The organism is Lancefieldella sp. Marseille-Q7238, from assembly GCF_949152215.1.
Taxonomy (GTDB): Bacteria; Actinomycetota; Coriobacteriia; order Coriobacteriales; family Atopobiaceae; genus Lancefieldella.
Window position 1 is genome coordinate 1,554,942 of sequence record NZ_OX424407.1, and the last position, 20,079, is coordinate 1,575,020.

Below are 20,079 nucleotides of genomic sequence, written 5' to 3' on the forward strand. Positions count from 1 at the left end.
GGGTAAAATGAGAACGTTAATGATTGTCAACCCTGCGGTGCTGTCGTAACGGCGAGGGAGAGGTGCTCAATGAGCTACATGGATATCGTTCTTATAGTCTTAGTGATTGCCGGCGTATGGGCTGTCATTGAAATCGCTCTGACGCTTCGTTCAACACGAAAGTCGATTGAAGAGGTAACGGTTTCCGCAAATCAAACCATCGAGCAAGTGCAGCCAATCATCGCCAAACTTGATGGCATGATGGATGAACTTGATCCAACGGTCAAGCAGCTTCCCGCGCTGATGGAAAAAGTGGATACTACCGTGGACGCCGCGAACAGTTCCCTTGAGAGTCTCAACGTGGTGCTCGGTGACGTTGCAACGGTATCAGGAGCCGCCTCCGCGGTCACGGCAACGGTAAGCAAAGCGGCGTCAGACGCCGTGACAGGTGTCGTTGAGTCCGTTTCCAAGATTGGCGGCGGCATTGGTTCTGTGGTGAGTCCTTCAAAGCTTGCCGCCGCGGCTCAAGCCCGGCTTCAAGGAGCTTCGAAAGGGGACCAGCAAAAGGCTGACGAGACTCTGGAAGAGTTGCCTCTGCTCTCGACGGAGCGGTCGTCCGCAAAAGCGAAACCTGAAGGTCCCGCATACGTTGACTATGGCGATGAAGCCAAAGGAACCAAGTCGGCTTTTGTAGCAGGCGCGGCAAACGATGCTGAGGCGTCAAAGGAGCAGGGACTGTAATGGATCAAAAAGTAGTCACCCTTACCGTTCCTGCAGACGGAAGCTTTGCGCGTGCTGTTCGCATGACCGCAGCCAACCTTGCCGTTCTCGCGGGAATGAACGTTGATGAGCTGGAAGATGTTCGCATGGCCGCGGAAGAAGGCTTTGTATATGCCTGCAGTACGCAGTCGGAAGATGTCGCGATAGTCTTTACGCTTACGGACAGCTCTATGGAAATGGATTTTGCCCTTGGCGAGGACGACCCAAGCGACAGCGGCGACTGTACTGAGAGCCAGCCGCTTGAACTGGTGGAACTGCTCCTTTCTGCTATCTGCGATGATTTTTCCCTTAATGACAACGGATACACGCTCCACCTGCTTAAGGTGACAGGCGGCGCATATGCCAAATAACGATGCTGCCAAACAAAAAGCTGCACGAAGGGCGGCACGTAGAGCATCTCGCGGAACTCCGGCATGGGACAAAGAACGTACACGCAAACTTTTTGCAGAGTATCAAGAAACGCATGATCCTGAGGTTCGCGATCAGCTGATTGTAAGCCATTTGAATCTTGTACGCTTTTTGGCCTCTAAGTTTAAGAACCGCGGAGAACCGCTTGACGATTTGATTCAGGTGGGAACTATCGGCCTCATTAAAGCGATAGACCGCTTTGATCCCTCGCGCGGCCTTGAATTTACCACCTACGCTACACCCACTATCATGGGAGAGATTAAGCGCCACTTCCGCGACAAAGGCTGGTCGGTACGGGTTCCCCGGCGTTTGCAGGAGCTTTCCGCAAAAGTGAATCAAGTCACCGATGAGTTGACGACAGAACTTCAGCGCAGCCCCTCCGTTGACGAGATTGCCAAAAAGCTGGGGGTGAGCGTTGAAGAGGTTCTCGAAGCGATGGAGTCATCGGGGGCTTACAGCTCGGTTCCGCTTGAAGGGGGAGGCTCGTCGGCAGACGGCGATGAAGCTCCGTCCATCATTGATCAGTACATCACTGAAGACGAGGATCTTGCGGGATCTGATGACCGCATCGTACTTGAAGAGGCCATCGCTGATTTTTCCCCGCGTGAGCAGGAAATTATCCGCATGCGGTTTGTGGAAGGGCTTACACAGGTGGAGATTGCCGAAAAACTGGGCATTTCCCAAGTGCAGGTATCTCGCTTGCTCAGACGCACGCTCAAGCGAATCCAAGAAAAGATTGATCCTGAAAGCGCAACCCGCTAGGGTTGAAGGAGATACGTGTGCAGGATAAAGACGAGAAGTTTGCAAGCAATCCCTTTCTGAATGAGAACCAGTGGCGCCGCCGCGGAATTATCGCATGGTCGCTGCTTGGCATGGCGGGAGTTTTTGTCGTTTCCGTCATGGCGTTAGGCAGAATCGGTCAGGCCGTAGAACTTTTAGCTATCGGTGGCATTGTCGCGTTTATATGTAGCCCTTTGACCAACAGGTTTGAAGGGTGGGGAGTGCCGCGCGCATTAGCTGCCTTTCTCGCCCTCATTTTGGTTATTCTCATCTTTTTGGGATTTGTGGCTCTCATTGCGCAGCCGCTCATTGATGAGCTGCTGATATTGCTTAAAAACGCGCCTCTTTATGCCAGTCAGCTGCAGTCAATGATTAGTGAGGTGTGGACTACCTATGACGCGATAGGAAACCCCACCGTCCGCGATGCGGTTAATTCCGTTGTGTCACAAGCTTCCAGCCTCGGCGTATCGTTTGCAAGCGAAGCGTTTCGCTGGCTCTCCGCTAATGCTCTGAGCAACATTTCAACGCTGGGCGAACACTTCATGAGCTTTTTTCTCGGTCTTGTGCTGGCCTATTGGCTTGTAAAGGACTATCCCGTCATCGTCCGTGAGTTGGCGACTATTGCCGGTCCCGACAGAGACGACGAACTCAGGCTTCTGCTTGCTATTTTGAGCCGTTCCGTTGGCGGCTATATGCGCAGTACCATTATTACTTCGGTTGCCAATGGAATCTTTGCCTATGTGGGTTGTCTTTTGATTGGAAATCCGTACGCAGGCCTTATTGGCGCCATCGTCGGTATTTTTCATATCATTCCGGTTGTCGGCCCTGCCTTTTCAGCGGGCATCGCTTTGATTCTTTCGGTGCTGCAAAGCCCGATGCTGGCGCTTTGGACGCTCGTGATTCTCATTGTGGCTCAAAACGTTACCGATAATGTGTTGTCTCCTTTGGTGCTGGCATCAAGCGTCAAAGTCCACCCAGGTCTTTCGCTGGTGGGTATTACGATAGGAGGCGCGCTTGGTGGCGTGGTCGGCACTATTTTGGCGATTCCTCTCACTGCGGCGCTTCGCGGTGTGTTTGTCTACTATTTTGAAGAACATACTGGCAGACAGATTGTTTCTTACAACGGTGCGCTTTTCAACAGTACGCCTTTTCATGATACGAACGGCAATATTCATCCGGCGTTTGATGCCCTCGACGACGATTCGTTCTTTGAGTCCACACGCCTTGTTGACCGAGGTGAAGCGATTGATGCAGAAGCTGACGAAAGGCCTGAAGGTACTGTTGGCATTGCCGAAGACATTGCAAAGGTTCTTGCAAAGTTTCCAAAACCCGCGAATGCGGACGGCAGACAGGCATCGAGTAAGGTAGACTCAAAGGCTGAAACTAATCCATCCCCGGCGGATACGAAACGCCGCCGTTCTGAAGAGCAATAGATTTAGAGAGGTACGCATGTCTGATTACAAGACCATGACCACAGCTGAGATTCGAGAAGATTTTCTCGACTTTTTTGAATCAAAGGGATGCAAAAAGTACCCCTCATCATCGCTTGTTCCTTCCGACCCGTCGCTGCTTCTCGCCAACGCGGGTATGAACCAGTTCAAAGAATACTATCAGGGCATAAAGACCATGAAGGAAATAGGCGCCACTTCATGTCAGAAATGCCTGCGTACTAATGATATTGAGAACATTGGCGACAACCGTCACCTGTCCTTCTTTGAAATGCTGGGCAATTTTTCCTTTGGCGGCTACACGAAGCGCGACGCGTGCACATGGGCCATGGAGTTTATTTCGGACCCCAAACATCTGGGGCTTCCTCTTGACCGGCTGTACTTTACCGTCTTTACCGAAGACGATGAAGCCGCGGAAATCTGGGAATCTCTTGGCGTTGCTCCAGATCACATTTCTCGTTTAGGCGAGGAAGATAATTTCTGGGCGGCGGGCCCCACTGGTCCTTGCGGGCCGTGCTCTGAGATTTACTTTGACCAGGGTCCGGAATTTGAGGGCGAGAAGCCCGGCGATGATGGGGACCGCTATCTTGAGTTCTGGAATCTTGTCTTTACGCAATACGATCGTCAAGAAGACGGCTCCATGCCAGAGCTTCCTCATCGCAATATTGATACCGGCATGGGTCTTGAGCGCATCGCCGCTATCATGCAGCACCAGGGCTCTAATTACGAGGGCGATATCATGATTTCCCTCATCAGGCTGGGCGAGAAGCTCTCTGGCAAGCGTTATCAGGCGGGCGATGAAGAAGTAGACAGAAGCCTGCGCATCTTGGCCGACCACAGCCGCGCCGTTTCCTTTATGATTGGCGATGGTATTCTTCCCGGCAACGAAGGACGCAGCTACATTTTGCGCCGCCTGCTTCGCCGCGCTGTCTACCATGGTCGTCTTATGGGTATCCACGGCACGTTTATGGCGGAGTATGCGTATGAAGTCGCGCATCTTTTGGGCGCTGCTTATCCAGAACTTATTGAGAAAAGCGCGCTGATTGACGGCATTTTGACAGCGGAAGAGGAGCGCTTCGGTGCAACGCTTGACGCGGGGGAGGCCAAACTTGAAGACGAGCTCGCCAAACTTTCCGCCGGTGAGCGCCTTTCCGGTGAAGTCGCTTTCCTCCTCCATGATACCTATGGCTTTCCTATTGACCTTACCCGTGAGATTGCAGCGATTGCCGGTCATAGCGTAAACGACAGTGAGTTTGACGCGGCTATGACCCGGCAGCGTGAGCGAGCGCGCGCGAGCGCAAACCGTGACGCCTGGGGCAAGGCGCAGTCCGTATGGGTGGCGCTTTCCGACCGGCTCGATGCGACCGTTTTTGACGGGTATGACCACAATGAGCTGGAAGGCTGTGTAGTCAAAGCTCTCGTACAAGATGGCCAGGAGGTCGATTCGGCTTCTGCCGGCGATAAGGTGGAAATCGTGCTCGACCGCACGCCCTTCTACGCGGAAATGGGTGGCCAGGTGGGAGACACCGGCAGCCTGTCCATGGATGGCCTTTTTGTTCAGATTGACGACACCAAGCAGCGTGACGGTGCTATCGTGTCTCATGTCGGATATGTAGAAGAGGGCAGTCTGAATATTGGCGATGCGCTTTGCGCGTCTGTTGACGCCGGTCGCCGCGAGCTTATCCGCCGTAACCATACCGCGACGCACCTTTTGGACGCCGCTCTTAAGGAAGTTCTCGGCGATCATGTGAACCAGGCAGGCTCTTTAGTTGCTCCGGACCGTCTGCGTTTTGACTTTACACATTTTGAAGCCATGACAGCCGATGAGCTTGCTCAGGTTGAAGGCATGATTAACGCTGAGATTTTCGCGGCAAAGCCCATCGTCACCAGAATCATGAACATCGAGGACGCTAAGGCGGCAGGCGCCGTCGCGCTCTTTGGCGAGAAGTACGGCGACGTGGTTCGCGTGGTTTCTGTCGGGGAAGAAGAACATCCTTTTTCCCGCGAACTCTGCGGCGGCACCCATGTGCGCAATACGTCTGAGATTGGCTTGTTTAAGATCGTGTCCGAATCCTCAGTCGGCTCCAACGTCCGCCGCATTGAGGCGGTCACTTCCATGGGAGCCATAGCGTACGTTGATGGGCGGCTCATGCAGCTTGATGAGGCCTTGCATGTGCTCAAGGTTCGTCCCGACGCTCTCGTTGATCGCATTATGCAGCTTCAGCGCGACCTGCGTGAGGCCGCCCGCAAAGCGGAGGCGGTTACTGTGGGCGCAAGCTCAAATCAAGTTGCCGATGCTGTCAAACATGCTGTTGAGTTCGATGGATACCACTGTGTTTTTGCAAAGCTTGAAGGTCTTTCAGGCAACGAGTTGAGAAGCGCTTGGGATGGCATACGCGACGCGTCGGACGGCCGTCCTATTGCTTGTGTTTTGGCGTCTTCTGGCGCGGCTAACGGCAAGGTGGCTCTTCTCGCGGCCGCGACTGATACTGCTGTGGCTGCCGGTTTTTCTGCTGGCGACATTATCAAAGACATCGCGGGTCTTGTTGGCGGACGTGGCGGAGGAAAGCCTTCCATGGCGCAAGCGGGTGGTACGGATGCTTCCGGCATTGATGCCGCTCTTACGGCAGCAAAAAGCAAGCTTGGCGCATAAGTGCGCGTCTTGGCGCTTGATATTGGTGACGTGCGAATCGGGATTGCAATAAGCGATCCCGATGGTCGTGTCGCCTCGCCTCTGTGCGTGCTTCCTGCGCAGGAGGTTCTTTCTCATGCCCGCCCGTTCAGACTGCTGCTTGAAGATTGGGAACCCGAGTTGCTTGTGTGCGGTAAACCAATGACGCTTGCCGGCGAAGAGGGTCCTCAGGCGCAAAAAGTCATTGAGCAAGCAAAAAAAATTGCGGCGCAGTCAGGTCTTCCATTAGAATTAACCGACGAAAGGCTTTCGTCAGCAGAGGCTAAGCGCATCCTGAAAGCACAAGGACTCAGCGAGAAGTCTATGAAAGGCAAAGTGGATATGGTGGCCGCGTCATTGTTTTTGCAAGCATGGCTTGATGCGCGGCATGAGTAAGGGAGACTGAATGTCGATTTCGCCCGATAACGATACATCTAGCACAGGCGCGGCGCGCTTTACGGAGGATGCTTCATCTGAGGAAGTCCTCTCAGGCAGGGAAGAGTCTCCTGAACCAAGCTTGGGCAAGCATGCGGCAGCATTGCCGGCGTCACTTGAGACAAATCGCATTTCCAAACGTACTGCCGCGGCTACCCGCAGGGCTGTTCGAGGTAATGTCGCGCACCGTAATAAGAAAGCGCATCGTCGTTCTCGACTTTTTGCAACGCTCATAGCGCTTGCGCTTATAGGGTTCGCCGCCGCCATCTTTGTTTTTGTTGTAGTTCCTAAAATTACCGATACCGTCAATCCAACGCAGGAAATTACGAGTGGTGAGGAAGTTACCGTTGTAATTCCCGAAGGCGCCAACGCGTCAACTGTCGCAGATATCCTATATACAAATAAAGTCATCGCAAATAAGGCCGAGTTTTTGGCACAACTCAAAAAACAGCAGTCAGATCAGAAAATCAAGAGCGGTACCTATCTCATCACAACAGGTATGAGCTACGCTGACATTATCCGCTTGCTTGCGGAAGGACCTAATACCAACGGGGACGGACTTGTTATCCCCGAAGGTTATACGGTTTCACAAACCGCGGAAGCTGTCGAGAAGTACTATGGCATCTCAAAAGACGATTTTCTCGCTCAGGCGAAGGCCTCTAACTACGTTGAAGAGTATCCTTTCCTCAAAGATGCCGTTTCAGCTAACGATTCCCTGGAAGGCTACCTGTTCCCCAAGACCTATACGTTTGAAAGCACTCCCAGCGCCGATACGATCATTCGCGCTATGCTTGACCAGTATAAGGAAGAGACGTCTGATTTAAACTTTGACGCGGCGCGCATAGATTTGAAGGCTCGCTACAACCTTGACCTTACCGATGAGCAAATACTGACGGTCGCCTCCATTGTTGAAAAAGAAGCGTCTAACCAGGAGGATCGCGGCAACGTTGCCTCCGTCATCTACAATCGCCTGTCACAGGGCATGCCGCTTCAAAGCGACGCGACGCTCGCGTATTCGCTTGGCAGAGAACCTACCGCCGATGAGCTTCAGACGCTTACTGACGACAAGTACAACACATACGCTCACGATGAGCTGACGCCAACGCCGATTTGCTCGCCAGGCCTCAATGCGCTGAAGGCTGCTCTTAGGCCAAATAATACGGACTATCTGTATTTCTGGATTACCAAAAATGAGCACGTATTCTCAAAAACATACGATGAGCACCTTGAAGCTATCAATAACTCAAAGGATAAGGAAAGTTCACAATAGCTTATGAGTATTCTTTCCGCTTCACAATACGTTTCTACCGTTGATGGCATATCAATAGACGGTCTTCTTGCAGAGGGCGTCAGGCTTGTCCTGCTTGACCGGGACAATACATGCGTGCCGCGCGACTCTCATATAGTGCCTCCGCAAGTAGCCGCGTGGTTTGCCCGTGCAAAGGAGGCGGGACTGACGCTGTGTCTTGTTTCGAATAACATCCATCTTGATCAGGTGCAAAAAAGCGCCTCCGAGCTTGGAATTGAGGGCGTCGGCTGTGCTATGAAACCGTCTCCAACGGCGGTCCGTGCGGCCATGAAGCGTTTTGGTGCCGAGAAAAACGAGACGGTATTCATCGGAGATCAGCTTTTTACCGATATCGCTTCCGGTAACCTTGCCGGAGTCAAGACTATCCTTGTGCGTCCCCAGTCTCAGGTAGATCTTTGGTACACCAAACTTCTGCGTCATATCGAGAAGATCTTGCTCAGAAATGTACAATTTGAAGGAGCTCATGCGCTTTCTGAGAAACCTTCTACACGGCAGTAAGGAAATTCCCTCCGGATGATACACTTTTTATGATTGGCTGGAGGAATTTTGGAGTTTGATGACACACGATATATTGTCCATGACAACTGTGACCATATTTTCTTCGTAGGATTTCTTGGAGCAGGCAAGTCGACGCTTGCGCGCAACTTGGGTGAACTCTTTCACCGCCGCTATGTTGATACTGACCGGCTGGCTGAAAGAATTGCCGGAAAAGAACTTGGAGAGATGTTTGCGCTTGCCGGTGAGGAATATTTTCGTGACGTGGAAACACAGGTGCTGCGTAATCTGCGCTCAAAAAAGTCGCTTCTGGTAAGCTGCGGAGGCGGTATTGTTGAGCGCGCGCAGAACGTGGAGCTTATGCATGAGATGGGAACCATCGTGTATCTTGACGGCGACCTCACTGACTCGCTGCGGCAGATTCAGCGCCTTGATAGACGGCCTGACTTGGACACGGCTGACCACGCTCGGCGGCTGTTTGAACATAGAAAGCCGCTTTACGAGCATGCCGCCGATATTACTATTGATATTCGAGAGAAAACGTTTCAGCAGGTCGCCCTTGACTCGGGTAAGCTGCTGTGGGAAAGGGGCTTGTTATGAGTCAAGAAGTTGAGCCGACTCAAATCAGGCAATGGGTGTCGCTCCCGCAGGGCTCTTTAGCGCTGCGCGTTGGCTCGGGTGCGCTGAGCGCCTTTGGCGCAGAGATGCGCACTGCCGTGGGCCATCCGCAGAAGTGCGTAATAGCGCATTCTGCTTCCGCAGCCGAAGATATCGTAGAGCTTCTGAAACGAGATCTTACGACGGTCGGATTTACGGTAGAGAAGTGTGAGTTGCCTGACGGAGATGAGGCGGCGACGCTCAATGTTGCCTCGGCGCTTTTTTCAGCACTGGCTGAAGCGCAGCTTACCGGTGATGATCTGTTGCTTGCAGTCGGCGATTCAGGTGTTATGTCGGTGGCGGCCTTCGTCGCGCAGTCATGGTGTGGGGGAGTTTCGCTCAGCCTTGTACCGCTTGATCTTGAAGCTGCCGTGCTCTCATCGGTGCAGCCTAGAGCCCTTACGGTTTCACCTGTTCAGCCTCGTACGGTGACCTGTCCGGGCGTAGCCCGTTTTTGCTTTGTGGACTTGGACGTTATGCCTGTGGATCAGGATGACGAACATGCCCAGTTTGCCCGCGCGCTTATGGTCACAACAGCAATGGCGGAAAACGTTACCGAGTTCAGTCATGTGTGGGATACGGCGGAAGATTTGCGTGAGGGCAATGCTGACGCCCTTGCGGAGCAAATCGCCAGTACGATTAAGGTTCGAGGACGTTTGACGTCATCAACAGCGATTGCAATCAGGCAGTCGGTGAACTACGGCCTTGATTTCATGTACGCCATGGAACAGCTTGTGCTCAATCAACCACGCTCGGCGCTTCTCGCCGACGGCCTTCGTTTTGCCGCGAGAATTTCGGTAGCCAAGGGAGATTTGGACATTGATGATATGCTCGCTCAAGATGAGCTTTTGGAAAAACTGGGAATCGGATCAGTGACCTGCGACAGCAGCGCGGAGCACATGATTGCGGCACTCAAAGCGGAATGTTTCCGCTCGACAAATCGTTTCATGATTGTGTTGCCGTTGGACATAAGTCGTGTAAGACTATCATCGATTGACGAAACACTTCTTTTTGAGCATGCTTGCGCGTGGTGTGAGGCTCATAGGCCATAGGCTTGTACTCGCGTCTCTTGTCGTCCGGTGTTTGCATGCGGTGTTAAGGCGGTTATAATCATTCTCGAGAAGGGATTTCATATGGCAGATGTACAAGTTAGCGCAAAGCGGGTTGCTCGTTTTCGCGAGGTTATGACCGAGAAAGGCTACGACGCGGTCATTCTTCGTCACAATCCGGATCTTCGCTGGTTGACGGATTCCGAGCGCACGTTTGATTTCGAGGACGCCCATACGGCGTTCATTACGGCAGATGCACTGTATCTGCATACGGATTCCCGCTACTTTGGTACGTTCAAAGATCGTCTCGGTGACGATACTCCTTGGCAGATTGATATGGATACTGTCGGCCACGCGGCGTGGGCGGCAAAGCATGTGGCAACTTCCCGTGCTCGCGTAGTAGCTGTTGAGGATACCGTTGAGCTGGCATTTTTTGATGACCTTCAGCGAGAACTTGCCGATCAGAGCATTGCCGCTTTGATGCCTCGCATGCATGGCGCCATTGCCGATCTTCGAATTGTAAAAGACCCCGCTGAGATTGAGCTTATGCGTCACGCTCAGTCCATTACGGACAAGGCGTTTTTGCATATGCTTGAGTACATCAAGCCGGGCCTTACTGAGCAGCAGATTCGCGCTGAGCTTGAGAACTACATGCTTTCTCATGGCGCGGACGCGCTTTCCTTTGACTCCATTGTGGCTTCCGGTCCTAACGGCGCCAATCCGCACGCGCAGCCCGGTGAGCGCGTAGTGCAGAAGGGCGATATGATTGTCATGGACTACGGCGCGGGATATCTGGATTACCATTCAGACATGACGCGTACCGTTGTACTCGGTCAACCTTCTGAAGAGCAGCAGCATGTCTTTGACGTGGTTCGTCTCGCAAATGAGACCTGCGCGAAGGCGATTCACGCCGGCGTTATAGGCGCCGACATCCATAACCTCGCCGTGAAGGTTATCTCTGACGCCGGATATGGCGAGTACTTCGGCCACGGCCTTGGTCACGGCGTTGGTGTTGAGATTCACGAGCGTCCGTTCTGCAACGCCCGCTACGACAAAGTGCTTCCCGCTGGTTCTGTCGTTACCGATGAGCCGGGTATTTATCTGCCGGGTAAGTTTGGTATCCGCCTTGAAGACTTTGGCGTGGTTACCGAGGACGGCTACGATGTCTTTACGCAGTCTACGCATGATCTTATGTCGATTGACTGCTAGCGCTATATTGTTGCACTACTAGGCACAGAAGGAGGTAAAAGTGGTTAGTATCGTTCTAGCCAGCCATGGTAAGTTTGCCGAGGGCATAAAAGATTCCGGTGGCATGATCTTCGGACCGCAGGAAGGCGTTGCTGCAGTAGCACTTACGCCCGACATGGGTCCTGATGACCTGCACCAAAAGCTTCTCGACACAATTGCCATGCTCGAGGATCAGGAGCACGTGCTCTTCCTCGTAGATCTGTGGGGAGGCACCCCCTTTAATCAGGTCTCCCGAATCCTTGAGGAGCAGGGAAAAGAGGATTGGGTCGCTGTTACCGGCCTTAACCTTCCGATGTTGGTCGCCGCATATGGCTCGCGCATGGGCTCTGATACGGCGGTAGCAGTCGCAAAAGAGATCTTGCCTGAGGCTCGCTCCGGTGTGAAAATCAAGCCGGAAGACCTTGAGCCAAAAGAAGTGGTGTCAGCGCAAGCTCCCGCTGCAGCAGCGTCTCAAGGAGCCATTCCTGAGGGTACGGTTATTGGCGATGGTAAGCTCAAGATTGCCCTCGCGCGTATTGATACCCGCCTGCTTCACGGCCAAGTAGCAACTACATGGACCAAGATGACCAAGCCGGATCGCATTATCGTGTGCTCCGATGGCGTTGCAAAAGATGAGCTTCGCAAGACTATGATTGTGCAGGCGGCACCTCCGGGAGTTCATGTTCATGTGGTGCCGGTCAACAAAATCATTGAGATTGCTCATGACCCACGCTTCGGCAACACCAGAGCCATGCTTCTCTTTGAAACTCCCCAGGATATGCTTCGCGCCCTTGAGGGTGGCGTTGACATCAAGGAAGCCAACCTCGGTTCTATGGCCCACTCTGTCGGCAAGGTTGTTGTTACCAATGCCGTCGCAATGGACGAGAAGGACGTTGAGACTCTCGAGGCCATTAAGAACCACGGCGTGAAGTTTGACGTCCGGAAAGTTCCGGCTGACGGCGCGGAGAACTTTGACGCCATGATTAAAAAGGCCAAGTCCGAGCTTGCTGCTCGAAAATAACTAGAAGGAGGTAGAAATGACGCCTATTACGATACTGCTCGTTGTTATTGTCGCTTTTCTTGCCGGCATGGAGGGCATCCTCGATGAGTGGGAATTCCACCAGCCCTTGATTGCCTGTACACTTATCGGTCTTGTGACTGGTCATCCCGCTGAAGGCATTATTCTGGGCGGTTCGCTTCAGATGATTGCTCTCGGTTGGGCAAATATCGGCGCCGCGGTTGCTCCTGACGCCGCGCTCGCGTCCGTGGCTTCCGCCATCATCATGGTGCTTGCTCTTAACGGAGGTGACACCGATACCGTTGCCGCAATCAATACGTCTATCGCACTGGCAATTCCACTGTCTGTCGCCGGTCTTTTCCTAACGATGATTGCGCGTACCATCGCAACCGGTATTGTGCATGCCATGGACGTGGCTGCTGAGAAGGGCGACTTTGGTGCCATTGAGAGATGGCACATCGTAGCTATCTGCATGCAGGGCGCTCGCATTGCCATTCCCGCAGCAGCTCTCTGCTTTGTCGATCCCGTCCTTGTGACTGACGCTTTGAACGCCATGCCAGCATGGCTTACAGGCGGTATGGCTGTCGGCGGCGGCATGGTTGCCGCTGTTGGTTATGCCATGGTTATCAACATGATGGCAACCCGCGAGGTCTGGCCCTTCTTCGCGCTCGGCTTTGTCTTCGCGGCTATCAACCAGCTTACCCTTATCGCGCTGGGTGTTATTGGCGTCTGCCTTGCCATTATTTATCTGGGTCTTAAGGACCTCGCTAAACAGGGCGGCGGCCTTGGCGGCGGATCGGGAGATCCCCTCGGCGACATTATCGACAACTACTAATCCTGAAGGAGTGTGATAACAATGGAGAAAAAGATTGAGCTTTCTCAGAAAGACCGCATGTCCGTCGCTTTTCGTCATCAGTACCTTCAGGGTTCTTGGAACTACGAGCGTATGCAGAACGGCGGCTGGGCATTCTCGATGATTCCTGCAATCAAGAAGCTCTACCCAAAAAAGGAAGATCAGATTGCAGCTCTCAAGCGTCATCTTGAGTTCTATAACACTCACCCCTACGTTTCCGCGCCGGTCATCGGCGTTACCCTTGCTCTGGAAGAGGGCCGCGCTAACGGCGAGCCCATCGACGATGTTGCGATCCAGGGCGTTAAAGTAGGTATGATGGGTCCTTTGGCCGGTGTTGGAGACCCAGTCTTTTGGTTCACGGTCCGTCCAATCCTTGGCGCTCTCGGTGCGTCTTTGGCGCTTGGCGGCTCGATTCTTGGCCCCATCCTCTTCTTTGTGGCGTGGAACCTTATCCGCCTTGCCTTCCTGTGGTACACCCAGGAGTTTGGCTATAAGGCCGGCGCTTCCATTTCTTCAGACCTTTCCGGCGGCATGCTGGGTAAAGTTACCGAAGGTGCGTCCATCTTGGGTATGTTTATCATCGGCTCTCTGGTTGAGCGCTGGGTGTCCATTTCGTTTACCCCAGTGGTATCTACCGTTCCTCAACAGGCGGGCGCCTATATCGACTGGACCAGCCTTCCTTCGGGAGTTGACGGCATCCATGAGGCACTTTCTCTGTATTCCCAGCTTGGGCCGACTGGTCTTGAACAAATGAAGGTCACAACGCTTCAGCAGAACCTTGATTCACTGATTCCTGGTCTCGCTGCAGTTGGTTTGACATTGCTTTGCTGCTATCTATTGAAGAAGAAGGTTTCTCCGATCGTTATCATCCTAGCGCTCTTTGCCGTTGGCGTTATCGGTCGTTACTTCAACTTCATGTAAGAAGAGCTTCACAGGAGCTGCAGATACAAAAAGCTCGCATGAATATGGGTCGCACTCTATAATGGGTGCGACCCATTGTTGAAAGGAAGCTATGGCGCAGTCGCAAAACAGCAGCATTGACCTGACGATAAAGGCAACATCGTTTCACGGTTTGACGACATACGGTGACGTTCTTATCGGCAACAAGGCCTTTGAGTTTTATAACGAGAAAAACCCGGAAGATTATATTCAGATTCCATGGGATGAGGTGGATCATGTGGCCGCTTCAGTTATGGGCGGCGGCAAGGTTATTTCCCGTTTTGCTATCTTTACCAAGAAAAACGGCAATTATTCATTTTCTGTGCGCGACAACAAAGCCGCACTTCGCGCTATCCGCGAATATGTAGGTGAAGAAAAACTCGTTCGCTCCCCGAACTTCTGGTATGTGTTTAAGCACGGGCTTGCGGCGATCCCTCAGGCCCCTCGCCTCGTGTGCGACGCCTTTAAAAAGATCTCTCAAAAAGTTTCCAAAAAAGCTTCTGAAAAGGCCTCCAGAAAAAAGTGAGTCAGGTTCGCATCCTCACTGTTCAAAAGCAGTTTTGATGCAAAACATCAGATCCGTCAGCGTAAGGGCATGAAAACTGCTAAAATGCAGCATGCATATAAGAGTCGTAAGCGGTAAGGGTCAAGACCCAAGCGCTTCTCGCGACAAACAAGAAGAAGGAAGAAGACAGACGTGGCAACCATCAGTACGGCAGATTTCAGAAACGGCATGGGCCTCAAGATTAACGACAAGTACTATACCATCGTTGAATTTCAGCATGTCAAACCGGGCAAAGGCGGTGCGTTCGTCCGCTACAAGATTCGTGATCTTAAGAGCGGTCGTGTGATTGATCAAACGTGCAACGCCGGCACTAAATTTGAGAACGTGCAGCTTATCACCAAGGAGATGCAGTACCTCTACAACGACGGCGAATCCTTCTATTTTATGGACAACGAGACCTACGATCAGATTACGGTACCCGCTGACTTCATCGGCGAGAAGAACGTCTGGTTCAAGGAGAACGACAACTGCCAGCTGCTCTATGCTGACACGGAACTTCTGGGCGTTGAACCGCCGATGTTCATTGAGGTTGAGATTACCGAGACCGACCCTGGATTTAAGGGAGACACAGTTCAGGGCGGCAGCAAACCCGCGACCGTGGAGACCGGCGCAACCCTGCAGGTTCCAATGTATCTCAATCAGGGCGAGCGCATCAAGGTTGACACGCGCGTTGGTAAGTTTGTCTCTCGCGTGTAGGTGTTCGTGGGATATCCATTCAGTTTTTAGGAGGTTTACATGGCCGATAACGAACTGCGCATTGCGGGAATCGGTATATCAAAGGACGTTGTTTCTGCGGTTGTGTCACATGCGGCTGGAAACGTTGCCGGTGTAGCTTCCGTTGGCGGAAACGATACCATTGCCTCCAATCTCATCAATGTCTTTACCAATAAGAGCATGGCGCCTGGTAAGGCCGTTGAATCCGTTGTGGAAAACGATACGCTTCGTATTGGCGTTCATCTCGCGGTCTTTTACGGCTATCCCTTTACCAAGCTCGCCGCCGACGTTCGCGGCGTTGTAGCGACTGCCGTCAACGAGCAGATAGGCGTTTCTATCTCCGCGGTTGACGTGTATATCGACAGCCTCGTGTTCCCCAAGGAGTAGGCTTGAGCACTCAGTTCTTTGGCAGGACGCTGGCTCGAAGCCAGGCGCTTCAGATTCTGTTTCAGGCCGAGCAGACCGATCGCATGGTTTCTGAGGTTCTTGCGGGGGAGTATGTGCTTTCCGAAGGGCCCCTGGATGCTTATGCCAAGCAGCTTGCTTGCGGCACTGACGGTATTCGGGACGCCCTCGACGCTATTTTGCGTGCCTATTCGCGTGAGTGGAGCGTCTCACGCATGCCGTCCGTGGACAGAAATCTATTGCGTCTTTCTCTCTATGAGATGCTTGAAGTTCCTGACGTTGACGTGGCGGTGACCATCAACGAGGTTGTTGAGCTTGCGCGCGCGTACGGCGGAGACGAGTCCCCCCGTTTTATCAACGGCATTTTAGGCCGCGTGGCAGCCGATATGGCGGAGGGTAAGGATATCTATGAGTTTGCTCGTCTTGCGGCAAACAGCGAAGAGTCCATGGCTCAAGAAGAGTCGCCGCTTCAGGAGAGGAACGAGTAGCCATGGCTAAGCCTGATACTTCAGCCTACCGGACATTCGATCAGATTACAGACCGCCTGGATGACATTGTCAGTCAGGTGCGCGGTAAAGATATTTCGCTTGAACACTCGCTTGACCTCTTTGACGAAGCTATCGCTCTTGGCTCCAAGGCGGTAGAGATGGTCGATACGACTGAGTTTACGCCTGAAGAAGAGGCGCGTCTTATCGATAGTAAAAAGACTCCTGAGGCTCCTGCCGACAGTGGCAAGAAGCCCGGTGACACCCAGGTAGACACCCAGGCAGATGACGCTTCCCAAGAAAGCGCTGCATCAACAGAAAGCGCTGAGCTCTAGTGGTAAAGCGCCCATCTAAGAGGCGCCTTGACGCGGAGCTGGTACGCCAGGGATTGTTTCCCGATACAGAAACCGCCTTGCGTGCCATTCTCGCAGGCGATGTTTCCACACACGAAAGAAGACTGACTTCTGCCGGAGAGCTTGTGGAAGAAGGTCTTTTTTTGCATGTCAGGCATACGCTTCCGTATGTGAGCCGCGGCGGACTTAAACTTGAGCGTGCGCTGGATGCCTTTGATGTCAGCCCGGAGGGTCTGACCTGTCTTGACATAGGAGCTTCTTCCGGCGGCTTTACCGATTGCCTGCTGCAGCGAGGTGCTTTGCAGGTAACTTCCGTTGATGTTGGCTACGCTCAGTTTGATTGGTCGCTGAGAAATAACGTGCGTGTCAAACTGCTGGAACGTACCAACGTAACGGCGCTTCCCGGCCTTGGCTATGAGGCTTCGTTTGATTTGGCCGTATGCGATGTTTCATTTACGTCAGTCGCGCACATCCTGCCCGCGACACTTGTGACGCTCAAGCCAACAGGAGCTTTCATTACGCTGGTAAAGCCTCAATTTGAAGCGGACAAAACCGAGGTTGATGACGGCGGCGTTGTAACGAGTGCAAAGACGCGCCTTGCGGCGCTTACGCGAGTCGCACAGCTCTTCTCGCAAGCGGGTCTCGGCCCGATTGCGGCGTGTGAAAGTCCTATTCACGGAGCAAAAGGCAACGTGGAGTACCTGTTGTTTGGAAGAAAGGGCGTCAAGCCGGCCGTGCTGGACCTGAAGGCGGTCGTGGAAAAGCATACAGTTGTTCGTGTGTAGGCAGAAGGTATTCGCTATACTCTTTGACAGAGGCGTCGTATCCCGGCGCTGGGTTCGGAGAGGGGTTATCCGTGAAAGTTCTTCTTGTCCCAAATTATTCGCGTGAAGTTGCCGTGCAGGGTGCTCACATGCTTGAGGAATGGCTCGGTGAGCAGGGCTGCGATGTTGTCTGGGCTCACGACAAAAAACTTTTCCCTCAAAAGCAGGTGGACCTTTTCGGCTGTGAGCTGGTGATATCGCTGGGCGGCGACGGAACGCTTCTGCGCGCAGCTCGTATCGTAGGGTATTCCGAAATTCCGCTTATGGGCATTTCCTATGGTCATCTGGGGTTTTTGACATCGGCCACACCTGATGAGATGCTTGAGACAATCGCCGACGCTTTGGCAGGTGAGTTGCACGCGTCCCGTCGCGCGACCCTTGAAATTGAATCGGTGTACGAGGCTCCTGACGGCTCGCTTCATACCGAGAAGAGCTTTGCGCTGAACGACTTTGCCGTGTCTCGCGGCGGCGCCGGCGATATGATTGAGTTCAGCGTGTCGGTTTCGGGCAACTACATTGACACCCTGCGCGGAGATGGCTTTATTGTCAGCACAGCTACGGGTTCTACCGGCTACGCGCTTGCCGCAGGAGGTCCTATTGTGACTCCTGAGTTTACCGGCATGTCATGCGTGCCCGTTGCTCCTCACACCATTATGGCGCGCGCCTTTTTGACTTCATCGTCGGACATCGTTGAAATTACCATGTCGCGCGAAAGGCCGGCGTGCCGTCACTTCTTTGCCGATGGGCAAAATATAGCCCATGCAACTGAGGCTACGGGTATTTCTGCTACGGTAAAACGTGGACCTGGCGACATCATCTTGCTTGATAGAAGCGCGCAAAGTTTCTACCGCTCGGTGTCTCGTGTGTTTTACGGTAAGGCTAACAATTCATGATTGATGAGCTTGCGGTAAAAAATGTGGCGCTTATCAAGGAAGCGTCAATTGAACCTGCGTCTGGGCTGACCGTACTGACAGGCGAGACGGGCGCCGGCAAGACGGCCCTGCTCTCGGCCATAAAACTTTTGGTAGGGGAGCGCGCCGATACGACGATGGTGCGCGAAGGTGCGGATGAACTGCAGGTTGAAGCCCGCTTCTTTCTGGGCGACTCCGACGAAGAGGGAACCATTGTCCGCCGTCGCGTACAGTCGGACGGTCGTGGCCGCGTGGAAATCGACGGTCATATGGCGTCGGTACGCGAGCTTGCAGAGAAGGTCGGCGCAACCGTTGACCTGTGCGGTCAGCATGAGCATCAGCGTCTTCTGGACGTACATACCCATATAGACCTTCTGGACTCATGGATTGGCGCGCCGGCGCAGGAAGCGCTTGACAAGTGGCGGGTACTTCTCGCTGCATCAAAAAACGCAAAGGCGGAGCTTGAACGCGTGCGTGCGGTATGCGGTGCGGCGGACGCCAAACTGGACGAGGCTGCGTTTGTTCTGCGAAAAATCGGAGAGGTCAATCCACAGCGAGGGGAGTATGAGCAGCTCCAAGAGCAATTGCCCCGTCTTGAGCATGGGGAAGCGCTTTTGGAGGCGGCTCAGGGTGCGTATGCCGCGCTTTCCGATGACGATGGCGCTGCGGACAGGCTGACGCAGGCGCTTTTGGCGCTTCGTGGCGTCGCCTCCTTTGATGCGGAGCTTGCAGCGCTTTCAGAATCGCTCTCATCTGCGCTCATCGATCTTGAGGATAGCGCTTCCGAGCTAAGATCCTACATCGATTCGCTGGAGATTGACAGCGAGACGCTTGAGCGCCTGCAATCTCGTGCGGCGGCGTTTCAGGGTCTTATGCGAGCTTACGGTCCTGCGATGGAGGACGTGTTTCGCCGTGCTGAAGAGGCGCAGGAAGTGGTGAGCGCGTGCGAGGACGGAGGCGAGCGCCTTGCTTGCGCTCAAGAGGCATATGAGGCTGCCGAGAAGGACCTTGCGGCCGCAGCTGACGCGCTTGACGTCTTGCGGGCGCAGGCTGCCCCTCAGCTTGCCGCAGCGATTACCAAACAGATGGCCTTCCTGGAGATGGGCAGCGCGGAGATTACGGTGGCTCAAGACCGCCTGGAGCGCCTCAAGTGGACTGAGGCCGGTCCTAGTCGTGTGGAGCTTCTCTACAAGCCGGGCGCGGAGCTCAGCGCCCGCCCGCTGCGAAAGATTGCGTCTGGCGGTGAGATTTCTCGCGTAATGCTGGCCTGTAAAGTGGTTCTTGGAGCCGCAGATGGCTGTGAAACGCTTGTGTTTGACGAAGTGGACGCTGGTGTCGGAGGAGCCACTGCTGTAGCGCTTGCGGAGGTGCTGGCGCGGCTTGCCCAAACGCATCAGGTCATAGTGGTCACGCATGTGCCGCAGATTGCTGTTATGGGCGAGCGCCACTATCTGGTAAAAAAATCAGAGGATATGTCCCCTGAGACCTCTCTGGAAGAACTCACGGGAGAAGATCGTGTGGAGGAGATTGCACGCATGCTTTCCGGAACGCTGACGGAGACGTCAAGGGCGCATGCCCGCGAAATGCTGAGCGCTGCAGCGAAGACGCGTTAGCACTGAAGGCAAGAAGCGCTGGGGCGCGGAGATACTTGGCGCACAGACACAGAAGCGTCTCTGTTTTTGTGTTGGTGTGATTGATTTTCTCGCCCTCTTTTTTAAGACAACGCGATAGTATAGAGACCCGTAGAAACGTTTTGGCACCGCCGGCTGGCCCT

General features: G+C 53.6%; 22 protein-coding genes. All 22 read left to right on the top strand.

Going from position 1 to position 20,079, the window contains the following annotated elements; genetic code table 11:
- Nucleotides 1-69: 69 nt before the first annotated feature.
- Complete coding sequence (locus QM016_RS07070) at nucleotides 70-720, top strand: DUF948 domain-containing protein (RefSeq protein ID WP_016477203.1); 651 nt, start codon at nucleotides 70-72, stop codon at nucleotides 718-720.
- Entirely contained in the window at nucleotides 720-1,109 is a 390-nt protein-coding gene (locus tag QM016_RS07075) for an ATP-binding protein (protein WP_016477202.1), read from the top strand. The genes QM016_RS07070 and QM016_RS07075 overlap by 1 nt, the downstream gene beginning before the upstream one ends.
- The gene (locus QM016_RS07080; RefSeq protein ID WP_016477201.1) at nucleotides 1,099-1,929 is read left to right on the top strand and encodes an RNA polymerase sigma factor SigF; all 831 of its coding nucleotides are present in this window, start codon (nucleotides 1,099-1,101) and stop codon (nucleotides 1,927-1,929) included. The genes QM016_RS07075 and QM016_RS07080 overlap by 11 nt, the downstream gene beginning before the upstream one ends.
- Before the next feature lie 17 nt (nucleotides 1,930-1,946).
- Nucleotides 1,947-3,380, top strand: coding sequence for an AI-2E family transporter (locus QM016_RS07085; protein WP_016477200.1), 1,434 nt, complete (start codon nucleotides 1,947-1,949; stop codon nucleotides 3,378-3,380).
- A 16-nt stretch (nucleotides 3,381-3,396) separates the two neighbouring features.
- Nucleotides 3,397-6,048: an alanine--tRNA ligase gene (gene alaS, locus QM016_RS07090; RefSeq protein WP_282711405.1), complete on the top strand. Its 2,652-nt coding sequence runs from the start codon at nucleotides 3,397-3,399 to the stop codon at nucleotides 6,046-6,048.
- Nucleotides 6,049-6,462 carry a Holliday junction resolvase RuvX gene (gene ruvX, locus QM016_RS07095; protein ID WP_016477198.1) on the top strand — a complete coding sequence of 138 codons (414 nt, stop codon included), beginning with the start codon at nucleotides 6,049-6,051 and terminating at the stop codon, nucleotides 6,460-6,462. It abuts the gene before it with no gap.
- A gap of 10 nt (nucleotides 6,463-6,472) precedes the next feature.
- Nucleotides 6,473-7,771: an endolytic transglycosylase MltG gene (gene mltG, locus QM016_RS07100; protein ID WP_016477197.1), complete on the top strand. Its 1,299-nt coding sequence runs from the start codon at nucleotides 6,473-6,475 to the stop codon at nucleotides 7,769-7,771.
- A 3-nt stretch (nucleotides 7,772-7,774) separates the two neighbouring features.
- Nucleotides 7,775-8,308, top strand: coding sequence for a YqeG family HAD IIIA-type phosphatase (locus tag QM016_RS07105; RefSeq protein ID WP_016477196.1), 534 nt, complete (start codon nucleotides 7,775-7,777; stop codon nucleotides 8,306-8,308).
- A 48-nt stretch (nucleotides 8,309-8,356) separates the two neighbouring features.
- Entirely contained in the window at nucleotides 8,357-8,905 is a 549-nt protein-coding gene (locus QM016_RS07110) for a shikimate kinase (RefSeq protein WP_282711408.1), read from the top strand.
- Nucleotides 8,902-10,014, top strand: coding sequence for a 3-dehydroquinate synthase (locus QM016_RS07115; protein WP_282711410.1), 1,113 nt, complete (start codon nucleotides 8,902-8,904; stop codon nucleotides 10,012-10,014). The genes QM016_RS07110 and QM016_RS07115 overlap by 4 nt, the downstream gene beginning before the upstream one ends.
- Nucleotides 10,015-10,095: 81 nt before the next feature.
- Nucleotides 10,096-11,220, top strand: a complete 1,125-nt coding sequence (locus tag QM016_RS07120; protein ID WP_016477193.1) for an aminopeptidase P family protein — start codon at nucleotides 10,096-10,098, stop codon at nucleotides 11,218-11,220.
- A gap of 40 nt (nucleotides 11,221-11,260) precedes the next feature.
- Nucleotides 11,261-12,259: a PTS sugar transporter subunit IIB gene (locus QM016_RS07125; RefSeq protein WP_016477192.1), complete on the top strand. Its 999-nt coding sequence runs from the start codon at nucleotides 11,261-11,263 to the stop codon at nucleotides 12,257-12,259.
- 16 nt (nucleotides 12,260-12,275) lie between these two features.
- On the top strand, nucleotides 12,276-13,091 hold the full coding sequence (locus tag QM016_RS07130) for a PTS mannose/fructose/sorbose transporter subunit IIC (RefSeq protein WP_016477191.1): 816 nt from the start codon (nucleotides 12,276-12,278) through the stop codon (nucleotides 13,089-13,091).
- Between the two features lie 21 nt (nucleotides 13,092-13,112).
- Complete coding sequence (locus QM016_RS07135) at nucleotides 13,113-14,030, top strand: PTS system mannose/fructose/sorbose family transporter subunit IID (protein WP_016477190.1); 918 nt, start codon at nucleotides 13,113-13,115, stop codon at nucleotides 14,028-14,030.
- Nucleotides 14,031-14,121: 91 nt separating this feature from the next.
- A complete protein-coding gene (locus QM016_RS07140; protein ID WP_016477189.1) occupies nucleotides 14,122-14,574 on the top strand; it encodes a DUF956 family protein in 453 nt (150 codons plus the stop codon).
- A 171-nt stretch (nucleotides 14,575-14,745) separates the two neighbouring features.
- A complete protein-coding gene (efp, locus tag QM016_RS07145) occupies nucleotides 14,746-15,309 on the top strand; it encodes an elongation factor P (RefSeq protein WP_016477188.1) in 564 nt (187 codons plus the stop codon).
- A 39-nt stretch (nucleotides 15,310-15,348) separates the two neighbouring features.
- Nucleotides 15,349-15,714 (top strand): Asp23/Gls24 family envelope stress response protein, encoded by a 366-nt coding sequence (locus tag QM016_RS07150; RefSeq protein ID WP_016477187.1) that lies wholly within the window; start codon nucleotides 15,349-15,351, stop codon nucleotides 15,712-15,714.
- A 2-nt stretch (nucleotides 15,715-15,716) separates the two neighbouring features.
- Nucleotides 15,717-16,220 carry a transcription antitermination factor NusB gene (gene nusB, locus QM016_RS07155; protein ID WP_282711416.1) on the top strand — a complete coding sequence of 168 codons (504 nt, stop codon included), beginning with the start codon at nucleotides 15,717-15,719 and terminating at the stop codon, nucleotides 16,218-16,220.
- Nucleotides 16,221-16,222: 2 nt separating this feature from the next.
- Nucleotides 16,223-16,552: an exodeoxyribonuclease VII small subunit gene (locus QM016_RS07160; protein WP_282711418.1), complete on the top strand. Its 330-nt coding sequence runs from the start codon at nucleotides 16,223-16,225 to the stop codon at nucleotides 16,550-16,552.
- Complete coding sequence (locus QM016_RS07165) at nucleotides 16,552-17,355, top strand: TlyA family RNA methyltransferase (protein ID WP_016477184.1); 804 nt, start codon at nucleotides 16,552-16,554, stop codon at nucleotides 17,353-17,355. The genes QM016_RS07160 and QM016_RS07165 overlap by 1 nt, the downstream gene beginning before the upstream one ends.
- A 71-nt stretch (nucleotides 17,356-17,426) precedes the next feature.
- Complete coding sequence (locus tag QM016_RS07170) at nucleotides 17,427-18,287, top strand: NAD(+)/NADH kinase (RefSeq protein WP_282711423.1); 861 nt, start codon at nucleotides 17,427-17,429, stop codon at nucleotides 18,285-18,287.
- A complete protein-coding gene (gene recN, locus QM016_RS07175) occupies nucleotides 18,284-19,918 on the top strand; it encodes a DNA repair protein RecN (protein ID WP_016477182.1) in 1,635 nt (544 codons plus the stop codon). Before QM016_RS07170 ends, recN begins: the two co-directional genes overlap by 4 nt.
- Nucleotides 19,919-20,079: the final 161 nt, after the last annotated feature.